The organism is Bacillus sp. RC251 (assembly GCF_044908765.1).
In the GTDB taxonomy this organism is placed as follows: domain Bacteria; phylum Bacillota; class Bacilli; order Bacillales; family Bacillaceae_G; genus Bacillus_A; species Bacillus_A wiedmannii.
In genome coordinates this window covers 87,313-101,075 of the sequence record NZ_JBIYDP010000002.1, presented here as the reverse complement: position 1 = coordinate 101,075, position 13,763 = coordinate 87,313, and the positions used below count along the sequence as shown (strand labels likewise).

General features: G+C 36.3%; 15 protein-coding genes. 3 read left to right on the top strand and 12 right to left on the bottom strand.

All coding sequences use genetic code 11. The features are described 5' to 3' along the window. Positions 1–140: 140 nt before the first annotated feature. The gene (gene secDF / locus ABH961_RS10380; RefSeq protein WP_098847184.1) at positions 141–2,405 is read right to left on the bottom strand and encodes a protein translocase subunit SecDF; all 2,265 of its coding nucleotides are present in this window, start codon (positions 2,403–2,405) and stop codon (positions 141–143) included. 270 nt (positions 2,406–2,675) lie between these two features. Beyond that, positions 2,676–2,960 (bottom strand): post-transcriptional regulator, encoded by a 285-nt coding sequence (locus ABH961_RS10375; RefSeq protein ID WP_048541411.1) that lies wholly within the window; start codon positions 2,958–2,960, stop codon positions 2,676–2,678. A gap of 186 nt (positions 2,961–3,146) precedes the next feature. On the opposite strand from ABH961_RS10375, the gene spoVB reads away from it, so the two are divergent. Then, positions 3,147–4,706, top strand: a complete 1,560-nt coding sequence (gene spoVB / locus ABH961_RS10370; RefSeq protein ID WP_048541409.1) for a stage V sporulation protein B — start codon at positions 3,147–3,149, stop codon at positions 4,704–4,706. Between the two features lie 29 nt (positions 4,707–4,735). On the opposite strand, the gene ABH961_RS10365 is transcribed toward spoVB, so the two are convergent. Beyond that, positions 4,736–5,383 carry a DUF421 domain-containing protein gene (locus tag ABH961_RS10365; RefSeq protein ID WP_048541407.1) on the bottom strand — a complete coding sequence of 216 codons (648 nt, stop codon included), beginning with the start codon at positions 5,381–5,383 and terminating at the stop codon, positions 4,736–4,738. Between the two features lie 103 nt (positions 5,384–5,486). Here ABH961_RS10365 and ABH961_RS10360 point away from each other — a divergent pair, with 103 nt between their 5' ends. Next, complete coding sequence (locus ABH961_RS10360; protein WP_000349129.1) at positions 5,487–5,870, top strand: TIGR04086 family membrane protein; 384 nt, start codon at positions 5,487–5,489, stop codon at positions 5,868–5,870. A 36-nt stretch (positions 5,871–5,906) separates the two neighbouring features. Here ABH961_RS10360 and yajC read toward each other — a convergent pair whose 3' ends face one another. From yajC to ruvA, 6 genes are read right to left on the bottom strand one after another with little or no spacing between them, the layout of a single operon-like run. Next, positions 5,907–6,167, bottom strand: coding sequence for a preprotein translocase subunit YajC (yajC, locus tag ABH961_RS10355; protein WP_001068064.1), 261 nt, complete (start codon positions 6,165–6,167; stop codon positions 5,907–5,909). Positions 6,168–6,194: 27 nt separating this feature from the next. After that, the gene (tgt, locus tag ABH961_RS10350) at positions 6,195–7,334 is read right to left on the bottom strand and encodes a tRNA guanosine(34) transglycosylase Tgt (protein WP_000125362.1); all 1,140 of its coding nucleotides are present in this window, start codon (positions 7,332–7,334) and stop codon (positions 6,195–6,197) included. Between the two features lie 12 nt (positions 7,335–7,346). Further along, complete coding sequence (queA, locus tag ABH961_RS10345) at positions 7,347–8,399, bottom strand: tRNA preQ1(34) S-adenosylmethionine ribosyltransferase-isomerase QueA (protein ID WP_098079997.1); 1,053 nt, start codon at positions 8,397–8,399, stop codon at positions 7,347–7,349. A gap of 19 nt (positions 8,400–8,418) precedes the next feature. After that, the gene (locus tag ABH961_RS10340) at positions 8,419–8,619 is read right to left on the bottom strand and encodes a DUF2905 domain-containing protein (protein WP_000138163.1); all 201 of its coding nucleotides are present in this window, start codon (positions 8,617–8,619) and stop codon (positions 8,419–8,421) included. After that, the gene (gene ruvB / locus ABH961_RS10335) at positions 8,616–9,617 is read right to left on the bottom strand and encodes a Holliday junction branch migration DNA helicase RuvB (protein ID WP_000344467.1); all 1,002 of its coding nucleotides are present in this window, start codon (positions 9,615–9,617) and stop codon (positions 8,616–8,618) included. The genes ABH961_RS10340 and ruvB overlap by 4 nt, the downstream gene beginning before the upstream one ends. Before the next feature lie 5 nt (positions 9,618–9,622). Continuing rightward, a complete protein-coding gene (ruvA, locus tag ABH961_RS10330; protein WP_000464511.1) occupies positions 9,623–10,240 on the bottom strand; it encodes a Holliday junction DNA helicase RuvA in 618 nt (205 codons plus the stop codon). Between the two features lie 188 nt (positions 10,241–10,428). On the opposite strand from ruvA, the gene ABH961_RS10325 reads away from it, so the two are divergent. Then, entirely contained in the window at positions 10,429–11,373 is a 945-nt protein-coding gene (locus tag ABH961_RS10325) for an iron-hydroxamate ABC transporter substrate-binding protein (protein WP_048541402.1), read from the top strand. Positions 11,374–11,386: 13 nt separating this feature from the next. Here ABH961_RS10325 and ABH961_RS10320 read toward each other — a convergent pair whose 3' ends face one another. From ABH961_RS10320 to ABH961_RS10310, 3 genes are all read right to left on the bottom strand, one after another. Continuing rightward, positions 11,387–11,917 (bottom strand): BofC C-terminal domain-containing protein, encoded by a 531-nt coding sequence (locus ABH961_RS10320; RefSeq protein WP_046956297.1) that lies wholly within the window; start codon positions 11,915–11,917, stop codon positions 11,387–11,389. A 120-nt stretch (positions 11,918–12,037) separates the two neighbouring features. Next, positions 12,038–12,967, bottom strand: coding sequence for a DMT family transporter (locus ABH961_RS10315; protein WP_098067698.1), 930 nt, complete (start codon positions 12,965–12,967; stop codon positions 12,038–12,040). Between the two features lie 67 nt (positions 12,968–13,034). Beyond that, positions 13,035–13,355: an ArsR/SmtB family transcription factor gene (locus ABH961_RS10310; RefSeq protein WP_048541397.1), complete on the bottom strand. Its 321-nt coding sequence runs from the start codon at positions 13,353–13,355 to the stop codon at positions 13,035–13,037. Positions 13,356–13,763: the final 408 nt, after the last annotated feature.

Below are 13,763 nucleotides of genomic sequence, written 5' to 3'. Positions count from 1 at the left end.
TTTCTTAACCTATCTTTTTATTATAACAAAAACAGTGATAACAACACCAGTTTTTCCCATATCCCTTCTGTTAAAAAGTTGCTATCTTATTGTATCCACAAACGAAAAAAGAGATGCCTCATAAAGAGACATCATCTTTTTTATACTTGCGGTTCAGATTCTACTTTCTCAACCTTTTTCTTATTTTTTCCCTTTTTCAAACGACGGTTTTCAAGCATTAACCAAATTTGAGAAGCAACGAAAACAGAAGAGTACGTACCTACAACTAATCCAACAAGTAACGCAAACGAGAAGTTACGTAATGACTCACTACCGAAGATAAGTAACGCAATTACTGGGAATAACACTGTTAATACGGTGTTAATTGAACGACCAAGCGTTTGGCGAATACTTGCATTTACGATTTCTTCTAAGTCTTTTATATCGCGAACTCGTTTTTTCTGTTTGTATAATTCACGGTTTCTATCAAATGTAACAATCGAGTCATTAATAGAATAACCGATGATTGTTAATACCGCAGCGATAAACGTTAAGTCTACCTCTAATTGGAAAATACTAAATATAACAATCATAACGAACGCATCATGTAATAATGCAAGTACTGCAGATAATGCGTACGTAAATCGGAATCGAATACTTACGTATAAAATGATAACCGCAGAAGCAATTAATACTGCGATAAATGCATTTCGTGCAATCTCTTTACCGATTGTCGGTGAAACTGTACTTACGTTTGGATCTGTACCGTATTTATCATGGAAGAATGTTTTTGTTTTCGCAATTTCATCTTTTGATAGAACACCTAAAGTACGAACGGCGAATCCTTTATTGTCATCTCCAGTAGGTACAATATTTTCTTCCTTCACATCAATGTTCAATTCTTTAAAATCTTTATGAACATCTGATACAGTCACTGATTGTTTTGATTGCAAGTCGATACGTGTACCACTCGCAAAGTCAATACCAAGATTCAATTTGAAAATTGGTAGTATAATTGCACCTGCAATTACAACTACAATCGAGAAAACAAGGAATTTATGACCGATATTTACGAAGTTAATACGATCAAATCTTGTCGGTGGATGTACTACACCTTTTGTTAATGGAATAATATCCTTTTCCTTAACACCAAAGTATCCTGGTTTTTTATCGAAGTAACGGCTCTTTACAAGTAAACCTAGTAAGAAACGCGTACCGAATACGTTCGTAATAAAACCGACTAAAATACTTACGATTAAACTTGTTGCGAACCCTTTTACAGAACTATTACCATAAACGAATAATACACCAGCTGCTGCAAGAGTCGTAACGTTTGCATCTAAAATTGTTGCTAATGAACGATGGTTACCAGCACGGAATGCTGACATCATTGACTTACCAATTTTCAGCTCTTCTTTCAGTCTCTCGTACGTAATAATATTCGCATCAACGGCGATACCCACCCCGAGCACTAACGCCGCAATACCTGGCAACGTAAGAACTGCATGCATCCAGTTAAAGACAAGTAATGTAACGAAAATGTATAAACCTAACATAATAACCGCTACAAGTCCTGGTAAACGGTAGAATACAAGCATAAATAAGAAAATAAGAGCGATACCAATCGCACTAGCGAAAATCGTTTGCTCTAACGCTTGTTGACCAAATTTTGCTCCAACAGATGTTGAATACATTTCTTTTAAATCAACAGGAAGTGCACCTGCATTTAATAAAGATGAAAGTTCTTTCGCACTTTCAACTGTGAAGTTTCCACCTACGATAGATACTTCAGCTTGGTTAAATACTTGTTCTACTGTTGCTGCTGATAAAAACTTCGGATTCGGTTTTGCTGATTCTGCTTTATACGAATCTTTTCCTTCTTCAAAATCAAGCCAAATTACCATTAAATTCGTTGGTGGTGGCATTTTTGAAATCTTTTCTGTTACTCCACGGAATTTTTCAGCGCTTTTTAACGTAAGTCCAACACTTGGACGACCTTTATCATCAAATGTTTGCTTCGCTCCGCCGCCTTTTAAATCCGCCCCATCCATAAGAAGATTGTCATCTACATCACGGAATGTTAATTTCGCTTGTGTTGATAACATTTCACGTGCCTTTTGCTGATCTTGTACACCAGCAAGCTGTACGCGAATTCGATCTTGCCCTTCAATTTGAATGTTCGGCTCACTTACACCGAGTGCATTGACACGGTTTTCAAGAGCACCTACTGTACTTACAAGTGCCTCTCGGTCAATTTTATCACCTTTTTTGGCTGGTTTTACTTCATACAGAATTTCAAAACCACCGCGAAGGTCTAGTCCTAGACTAATTCCTTTTGCTATGTCTTTTCCTGCCGCACCAATTACTCCACCGATTAATAAAACGATGAGGAAAAAGGCGGCAATTCTCGTACCACGCTTTGCCATATGTACCCTCTTTCTGCTACTAACACTTTAAATAAATCTCTTACGATTTACTTTTACACGTGTGCATACGCCTAGTTAGTAGACTTCCTTTCTATAATTTTGCTAGTTCATCACTAGCTGTGTCGGTAAGTTTTTCACAATACCTACACTTTCATTATTTATTTTTTCTCTTCACTACCCCCTTTATATATAATCTTAGACATAATTATTTCCTCATTATCAATACCTATCATTATACTGCAAAAGGAAGAACAAACCAATTGCAGTCGGTTATTTATTTTCATATTCATCAAATGACCAAAGTGGCGCTTGATATGCTTCAACAGTTAAATAATTCATATATTCATTAGTACTTACTCTTAATACATCATTTACTAATTCATATAATCTAACATCACTGTTTATTTTTTTCCACTTCTTCACTTTAAGAAACTTCCAAATATCATCATCTGTTACTCGGTCATAACCGAACATGTGAAACTCTTCTACTTTGCTTTCTAAAACGACTTGTAACTGTCCGCGGTATGATTCTACCAAAGCCTCTTTTTCTAACATACATAAACATCTCCTTCTTATTTCAGCACGAAAAGTCGCTTTTAATCCCGCTCTAATGGACAGCAATAACTACTTTCAAGAGCACTCTCATACTTCACTCTCTTAAATGCTTGTCATTCTTGTCTCATACGTGCATATAAATTATTGTAAATCATTCCACTGATTTTGAGAAGGTAGGAGAAGACCATGACGAGACAAAGCTTTTTAAAAGGTGCATTTATTTTAATGATAGCCGGCTTTATTACCAAAATCCTTGGATTTATTAACCGGATTGTAATGGCACGTATTTTAGGGGAAGAAGGTGTTGGCCTTTATATGATGGCCGTTCCTACATTCATTCTAGCAATTACATTAACACAAATCGGCCTTCCTGTCGCAATCGCAAAATTTGTAGCAGAAGCGGAAGCTGTGAACGATAAACAAAGAGTTAAAAAAATATTAACAGTATCATTAGCTGTTACATCCGTTATTAGTATCATTTTAACAATCGGAATTATGCTCCTTACACCTATTTTAGCAAAAACATTATTAACTGATGAACGAACGTACTATCCATTAATGGCCATTTTACCTGTCGTTCCTGTTATTGCTGTTTCTTCTGTTTTACGCGGTTATTTCCAAGGGAAACAAAATATGAAACCTAGCGCTTATGCTCAAGTTATAGAACAAGTTGTCCGCATTACAATTATCGCTATATGCATTCAGTTATTTTTACCTTACGGTGTAGAATATGCTGCAGCTGGCGCTATGTTATCAGCCGTTCTCGGTGAAGTTGCATCGTTATTATTTTTACTCACTTTATTCCAGCGCGAAAAACATTTATCTATACGCTCTGGATTTTTCACTACTGTAAAGGAGAGCAAGGGTACATTTTATTCTCTTATGGATATTGCCCTTCCAACTACAGGAAGTCGTTTAATCGGTTCCGTTTCATATTTTTTTGAGCCTATCGTTGTTATGCAAAGCTTAGCGATTGCCGGAGTTGCTGCCTCTGTCGCAACCCAGCAATACGGTATATTAAACGGTTATGCATTCCCACTTCTATCACTGCCAGCCTTTATTACATACGCTCTTTCTACAGCACTCGTTCCATCTATTAGTGAAGCGATGGCTAAAAGACAGCATAAATTAGTGGAACACCGCCTCCAACAAGCTCTTCGGATCTCATTAATTACTGGTGGGTGGTCAGTCGTTATATTATACGTATTCGCTTCTCCTATTTTAACTCTTATGTATGGATCGGATAGTGCAACAGCATTTATCCAGCTTCTTGCACCTTGCTTTTTATTTCATTACTTTCAAAGTCCACTTACCTCTGTTCTACAAGCTTTAAACTTAGCAAGAGCTGCAATGATGAATACATTTATTGGCGCCATCGTGAAATTAATCGTTATTTTTGTACTAGCTTCAAGGCCAGATTTTCAAATGATGGGGGTTGCCCTTGCAATTGCAGCAAATATAGTGACGGTAACATTCCTTCATTACGCTACTGTTTTAAAGAAAATTACATTTACTATTTACGCAAAAGACTACATTTTTGGCGGACTTGCTATCGGTATTGCAGGCGCTTTCGGTTTTTACCTTCATAAATATATAATTTTCTCTCATTCACTCGGCGTACAAACATTATGGGAAATCACTTTAACAACAATCGTTTATATTATCCTCCTCTTCACTTTCAAACTCATTCGAAAAGAAGAATTAAGTCGACTTCCAATCATTCGAAAACTTTCATTTTTGAAGTAAACGGGCTTACTATTTCATATAGTAAGCCTCTAGTTTTCTTTCAAATCAACAAAAAATTGTCCGTTTTGAAAGCTGCAGTATAAAATTTGTGTGATATCGTTATAACCTAAGTTTTTTAATTTTCCAATGAGCCATTCGTCTGTATGTTCAATCATTTGTAAATGATTCAATTGAATTTCTCCATCAATAATAAGAGGAAGAGTAAAATGCAATGTATCCTGCCCGCCTTTTTGTTTTTGAAAGACAGATAACTTCCCAGATGGTTCTAAAATAGCGTATTCTACATCTCGGATATCTCCAACTCCTTGCTCCCTTAATTGCATCAATAAATCATCTATATTATAACGCTGCTTTCTCATCTTCTTTTCATCAATTTTCCCCGCATTTACAAGAATAGCCGGCTCACCTTCTATTAAATGCCGAAATCGTTGAAACTTTAATGAAATGACTGACAAAATAATCTGTATACACATAAGAAAAGTCATCGGAACTAATTGGTGCCAAAGTGATTTATCGGTATTTTCAATTGCGACTACAGCCATTTCCCCAAGCATAATGAATACGACTAAATCTAATACACTTAACTCTCCAATTTCACGTTTACCCATAAGACGAAAAATAATTAATATGATGATATACAAAAGCATCGTCCGGCCAATGATTGATACCCATTCCATTTCTACATCTCCTTTTTTACGTATAGACTCCCCTATAAAAAATAAACTAGTCTAACTTGGGCAAAAAGAAAATATGCTTGTATTAAAAAGGGGGAATGTATAAATGGATGGAACGAAAAAATTATCAACCGCAATTGGCTTTGGTATCATTACCTTATTAATTTTCGCATCAATTATTAGCATGGTTATGGCTCTTTTATTAAAGTTTACAGATATGACTGAAGAGACATTAGCCGTTACTATTTTTATACTAGCTCTTTTATCTATGCTTATATCCGGATTTACTGCCGGCAAAAAAGCACAAGGGAAAGGTTGGCTAGTAGGTTTCACAACAGGTCTTACATTCGCTATACTTGTTTTTCTAGTTAACTATTTAGGCTTCTCTCAAACTTTATCGAACTCCCAGTTACTTTATCAATTAGCATTAATGGGCGCGAGTACACTCGGTGGTATTTTCGGGGTAAATATGTCAAAACAAAATAACTAAAAAAGGCCCTGCACATTTCATGCAGGGCCTTTCTCATTAGTTTTTCACAACTTCACGAATCGCATTACGATCGAAAGTTAAGTGTGAACCACCAGATTTAATAACGATTTTCGTCTCATCTACTGATTCGATTGTACCGTGTAAACCACCGATTGTTACGATAGCATCACCTTTTGCTAACTCATTTTGCATTTGAGCAACTGCTTTTTGACGCTTTTGTTGCGGGCGAATTAATAAGAAATAGAAAATCGCAAACATCGCAACGATCATAACGATATTCATCATACCTGGATTCATCTTTTGTTCCTCCTTTTAAATTATGTATTAGAAGTTTTTAGCATTCGGTTTATTAAAGCCATACTGTTCAAAGAATTCTTCGCGGAAATCGCCAAGACGGTCTTCACGAATAGCTTGTCTCACCTGCTCCATTAAGTTTAACAGAAAATGAAGGTTGTGATAAGACGTTAAACGAATTCCAAACGTTTCATCACATTTCATTAAGTGACGAATGTACGCACGAGAGTAATTTTTACATGTATAGCAATCACAATTTGGATCAAGCGGACCGAAGTCTCTTGCAAATTTCGCATTTTTTACAACTAGACGGCCTTCACTTGTCATGCATGTACCATTTCGAGCGATACGAGTTGGAAGTACGCAGTCAAACATATCAATACCACGAATTGCACCATCGATTAACGAGTCAGGAGAACCTACTCCCATTAAGTAACGTGGCTTATTATCTGGAAGAAGTGGTGTTGTAAACTCAAGTACACGGTTCATAATATCTTTCGGTTCACCTACAGATAAACCACCTACAGCGTAACCAGGGAAGTCCATTGAAACAAGGTCTTTTGCACTTTGACGACGAAGCTCTTCGAACTCTCCGCCTTGTACAATACCGAATAAACCTTGATCTTGTGGACGTTCATGCGCTTTTAAACAACGTTCTGCCCAGCGGCTTGTACGTTCTACAGATTTCTTCATATATTCAAAAGTAGCCGGGAAAGGTGGACACTCATCAAATGCCATCATAATATCAGATCCTAATGCATTTTGAATTTCCATCGCTTTTTCTGGTGATAAGAATAATTTATCTCCATTTAAGTGGTTACGGAAGTGAACGCCTTCCTCTTCAATGCGACGGAAGTCACTTAAACTGAATACTTGGAAACCACCAGAGTCCGTTAAGATCGCACGATCCCAGTTCATAAATTTATGCAAACCACCTGCTTCACGAATAATTTCGTGACCTGGGCGTAGCCATAAATGATACGTATTACTTAAAATAATGCCAGAATCCATTGCTTTTAATTCTTCTGGTGACATTGTCTTAACTGTTGCAAGTGTACCAACTGGCATAAATGTTGGTGTATCAAATGAACCGTGCGGCGTATGTACACGTCCTAAACGGGCACCTGTTTGTTTACAAGTTTTAATAAATTCATAACGAATTGCTGTCATAATTTACTCCTTTTATTTGTTTCCCATTTTAGCGTGAGATGCAACGAACATTGCATCACCGAAGCTAAAGAAACGATATTTTTCTTTTACTGCTTCATTATAAGCATGAAGTACATTATCTCTATTTGCAAATGCACTTACAAGCATAATTAATGTTGATTTCGGTAAATGGAAGTTTGTAATTAAACCATCAATTGCTTTAAATTCATAACCTGGGTACATAAAAATGTCTGTCCATCCAGAAGCAGCACAAAGCTTACCGTTATGATCTGTCGCAATTGTTTCTAACGTACGAGTTGAAGTCGTACCTACCGTAATAATACGTCCACCATTCTCTTTCACGCGATTTAATAACGCCGCTGTCTCTTCAGACATATGGTAATATTCTGCGTGCATATGGTGTTCTTCAATCGTATCTGCAGAAACTGGTCTAAATGTTCCAAGTCCTACGTGAAGTGTAATGAAAGCTAACCCGACGCCTTTTTGTTTTAACTTCTCCAGTAACTCTTCTGTAAAGTGAAGTCCCGCAGTCGGCGCCGCTGCTGAACCGATTTCTTTCGCATATACTGTTTGATAGCGATCGCGATTTTCTAGCGTCTCTTTAATATATGGAGGAAGTGGCATTTCCCCAAGTTCATCTAAAATTTCATAGAAGATGCCGTCATATGAAAATTCAAGATGACGTCCACCTTGATCTGCAGTTCCTATGCAAGTTGCTTTTAATTTCCCTTCGCCAAAAGAGATAACAGTTCCTTCTTTTACACGTTTCGCTGGCTTAACAAGCGTTTCCCACTTATCGCCTTCTTCTTGTTTTAGAAGAAGTACTTCAATGTGCGCGCCTGTATCTTCTTTCACACCGTGCAAACGAGCAGGCATAACTTTCGTTTCATTTAAAACTAAGCAATCCCCCTCATGTAAGTAAGAAAGAATGTCTGTAAAATGTTTATGCTCAATATCGCCTGTTTCACGATCTAACACCATTAATCTTGATGTTTCACGATCTTCTAATGGGATTTGTGCAATAAGTTCTTCTGGTAAATGAAAATCAAACAGATTAATATCCATAAATATATCCACCTATTTCTTATTTAAATCGATTTATTATATACATAATAAAAGATAATACAATACTTAACACAATACATGTAATGACAGGAAAATAAAAGGTAACGTTACCTTTTTTCACAAAAATATCGCCTGGAAGCCTTCCTATGAACTTCCAAGCTAATCCAACAACAATGAGCAAAATACCAGCTGTAATAAGCAGCTTTGGCATCTCCGTCATACTTTTGGCATCTCCATTCCGAAATGCTCATATGCAAGCGGCGTTACGATTCGGCCTCTTGGCGTTCGTTGTAAAAAGCCAATTTGTAATAAATATGGCTCATATACATCTTCAATCGTATGAGATTCTTCTCCAATCGTTGCCGAAACCGTTTCTAATCCGACTGGGCCACCACGGAATTTCTCAATAATACCAAGCAATAATTTATGATCGATATGATCTAGACCTAATTTATCTACTTGCAGTAGTTCTAACGCCATTTGTGTAATTTCCATCGTAACCGTTCCGTTACCACGAACTTGTGCGAAATCTCGTACACGTCGTAATAAACGATTCGCAATACGAGGTGTACCACGAGCACGTCTTGCAATTTCTAGTGCGGCTAACGAATCAATTTCAACTTCGAATACTTCTGCTGTACGTTCAACAATCTCAGAAAGCTGATCTACTGTGTAATACTCTAATCTTGAAAGTACACCGAAACGGTCACGAAGCGGCGCTGATAATGCCCCCGCACGGGTCGTTGCTCCAACTAATGTAAATGGCGGTAAATCTAAACGTACAGACCGTGCTGATGGCCCTTTTCCAATTACGATATCAAGGCAAAAATCTTCCATCGCAGGATATAACACTTCTTCAATCGACCTATGCAAACGATGAATTTCATCAATAAATAATACATCACCCGGCTGAAGTGCTGTTAATACAGCTGCTAAATCTCCCGGCCTTTCAATTGCTGGACCTGAAGTTGTTCTAACATTTACGCCCATTTCATTGGCAATAATATTGGCAAGCGTCGTTTTACCAAGTCCTGGTGGTCCATATAGAAGCACATGATCTAACGTTTCTTCACGCATTTTCGCTGCTTCAATAAACACTTCTAAATTATGTTTCGCTTTATCTTGGCCAATATACTGACGGAGCGTCTGTGGCCGTAATGAATATTCTAAATCCGAATCTTCATATGCAGATTCCCCTGAAAGGAGACGTTCGTCCATTATACTCACCTCTTACCATTTAGTAAAAGACTAAGTGCCTTTTTAATATACTGATCCGTCGTTAATGATTCTTTTAATAACTCTGGTACAACGCGAGAAACTTCTCGTTCTGCGTATCCAAGTGCGCGCAGAGCTTCCAGCGCCTCATCAAGCTCAGCTGATGAACCTTTCTTCTCATCAAAACGTTCTGTGTCTGAGAATAAATCAACAAATGCATCTGGCACGACATCAGCTAGTTTTCCTTTTAAATCTAAAATCATTTGGCGTGCTGTTTTCTTTCCGACGCCCGGGAACTTCACTAAAAACTTCTCGTCTTCGTGTTCAATCGCTTGAACGACCTGTCCTGTTTGACCAGACGCTAAAATTGCAAGAGCGCCTTTTGGTCCAATACCAGACACACCTAACAACTTTGTAAATAATAAACGCTCTTCACGTGTTTTAAACCCGTAAAGTGCCATAATATCTTCTCTCACATAATGATATGTATAGACACGGATTTCTTGCTTACTTCTTTGAAATACATACGGATTTGGTGTGAAAATTTGATAACCAATTCCATTATGGTCAATTACGACATATTCCGGTCCTACATACTCCACGTAACCTGTAACATATTCAAACAAAATACGATCTCTCCCTCTTAAATCATGTATTCCATTTTAACATATTTAATGATAGAAAAGCGAGACTACCCCAACAAATGTTCCCTATTTGAAACTTCTGTTATTTTCCATTGACAGAAAGTATGAAGCACCTTAATATACAGAAGTCGATAATGATTATCAATATTAATTAAAGGGGTTACATCAGGATGAAACAGAAGCTATTTATTTTATTTACTATTATGCTAGTTGTTCTTTCTATCGTTGGCTGTTCTTCTCAAAAAGAAGAATCGAAAGCGAAAGAACAACTGAAAACAAAAGTTGTAAAACACGCTAAAGGAGAAGCTACAATTCCAGTAAATCCAAAGAGAATTGTTGACCTTTCTGGATCAACAGAAGAATTATTACTTCTTGGACACAAACCTGTTGGTACAGCAAACACATATAAAGATAAAATCCAAAATCATTTAACAGAAAAATTAGACGGAGTAAAAGCAGTAGGGTGGTACTGGGCACCTAAAGTTGATCTAGAAGCTGTTACTGCATTAAAACCAGACTTAATTATTTTAAATAATCGTCAATTGAAGATCTATGATCAATTAGAAAAGGTTGCACCAACAGTTGTTTTAGAAACAAACTTAGAAGACTGGCGCGGCAAGTTTAAAGAAGTAGGTAAACTATTTGACGAAGAAAAGAAAGCAGACAAATGGATTGCAGACTACGATAAAAAAGCAGACTCTTTATCTAAAAAAATTAAAGAAAAAACAAAAGATGAGAACTTTATGTTCGTCGCAGTTACACCACAAAACTTCCGTGTATACGGTAGCTTCGGATACGGTGACATCATCTTTAATGACTTAAAACTTCCAGCAACAAAAGGTACAGATTTAAAACAAACGATGGCACAAGTATCGTTAGAAGGTCTTGTTGCATTCCATCCTGACCAAATGTTTATTGTAAACTTCGGCGGCGAAGCTGATAAAGTTTACGAAGACTATAAAAACAGTGCCGTTTGGAAAGACAATAAAGCAGTTAAAAACAATCACGTATATGAAGTATCGAATGAAATCTTCAATACGAAAGCTTTCAATCCAATTGGAAAAGATATGCTAATCGATGAAATCGCAAAACAAATTTTAGATAAAAACAAGTAAGAAAAAAAGCAGCTCACCACGAGCTGCTTTTTTTCTTACTTTGCACTGCGTATTGCTTCATTTTTTCAATCGTCTTCACAAAACCTTCTTTTGATTTAATGCGAATACCACGCTTCAATTTCGCACGCTCATAACTCTCAAGCTTTTTCATATCAATTTGAAAGAAGGAATGAATCGCATTATCACTTTTCGGTACACCTTTGAAAATTTGTAATATCCCTTCCTCTGACACACCGAAATAACCGCTCGTCTTTAATAACGGAGAAATATCATCAACTTTCTTTTGTAATACAATTTGTACATCATCACGATCAACGAGCTGCCATTCTTTATACTGCTGTAAAAACTTTTCTAAGTCCGCTACTTTTTCTGTAAATATTTCCTCGCTTACTTCTCCATCAACATACATTCGCTCTAATAAAATTGTAACTTCCGGCTCTTTTTCTGTTACTTCTGGTACTGGCCCTTCCGCCTTCACATTCGTTTCATAAACGAAACAAAACATCATAACGAAAGCTTGCATCGCAATCAGTATCCATTTCATTTCCGTTCACCTCTTTTAGGCAAGATCAAACTTTCATTAGTAGTTTTTCCGGAAATGGGGGTTTTATCCCTAATTCATAGATTGTTCTCATTAAGACTTATAGAGTCCAATTATTTCTACCTATTTCGAAACGTATTGATTATGTGAAAGCTTTTTTATATCTTTATTTGATTGTACCGTAGCTATATAAACCCCGATTAGTACAATTATCATTCCGACTACTTGTTGCCATGTAACAACTGCTCCATATACTATAACTGCTATGCCAGTAGCTACGATGGGGGTTAAATTCAAATACATACTCGCTTTACTTGCACCTAACTCTTCTACTCCTTTATTAAACACGATATACCCAATTAACGTCCCGCATATGACCATATACAACATTTCTAGCCATCCTTGTAAAGAAAGCGTTAAAACCTTTCCCCACCCATCTTCATATAGAGAAAATCCTGCTAAAAAAACGGTTCCTAATACCGTCATACTCATTGTAGTTAACAAAGGTGATACACCACTCATAACTTTTTTCCCTGTTAAGCTATATAACACCCCACAGATTAAAGCAGCTATAAATAAAAGATCTCCCTTATTAAATGACAAAGACATAAGTATATTCATTGAACCACTCGTAATAACAACTATTACACCTATAAGGGACAACATTAAACTTATTCCCACTTTTATACTCCAAGACTCTTTAAAAAATAATATTGCTCCCAATGTTACAAAAACGGGCATTGTAGCAATAATAAGCGAGCCATTCAGGCTGGAAGTATAGTTAAGTCCCATAAAGAAAAAAACATTATAACCAAAAATACCTGTTAGCGATACAAATAACAGCCCTTTCCAATTCTTTAATAACAAACTTGTATTCCACTCAGATTTCATAAAAATTATGCCTATTAAAATAAAACTAGCTAAACCAAAACGAATTGTTGCTGCAGTAATCGGTGGAATTTCAGTAATAACATGCTCTGCTGTTGCAAAAGATCCACCCCAAAACAAAGGAACAAGTAACATAATTACATACATACGGTTTATTCTTTTCATTTTTATTACCCCTTTTAAGCAAATAGGTTTAAAAGTTTAAACTTGTTTACTTGTTATTTAAAAAAAATTAATAATTTGACTCTATTGCTTGAAGTAAATCCTTCACCTGTTTTAAAAATTCTCCTGCTATTATAGAATAAAAAATTTCTTTTCCATTTCGATCCGCTACAATTAATTCTGCTTGTTTTAAAATTTTCAAATGGTGTGAAACAGCCGGTCTAGAAATCCCCATTTTATCTGTTATTTGTGTTACATTCATCTGCTTGTTTTCTAATAGAAACATAATAATTTGCTGACGATTCTCATCTCCTAACGCCTGAAATATAGGTGTTACGACCTGAAATTTCTCTAATACAACTTCTGTATTTCTACATTCAAAATTCTCCATATCCTATTCATCCCAACCTTTTATATCTAAAAAACATGTAATATATTACCATTAAATAGTAACTCTTTCATATACACTTGTAAATAACTTTATTTTCCGACTTTCATTTCAATAAAAAAGGGAAGATTGGATTCCTCCATTCTTCCCATTACATTCATATAAAATGAAAGACGCCTGCAAAGCAGGCGTCTTGATGCGTTTACGGCGAGAGACCAGGCGACCACATTCGCGTGTTTAGCACTTAAGCATATCTCTCGTCTTACGTAAATTAGCTCATCGCTTTGCTAATATAACATTAATAAAGTATAAGTGCAACATGTTTATAAAAATATTTTATTTCCTCTTTCACCCAAACAAACTTTATGTAAATTATAAATTGATAAATGCAATATATATGTTACAATTAAT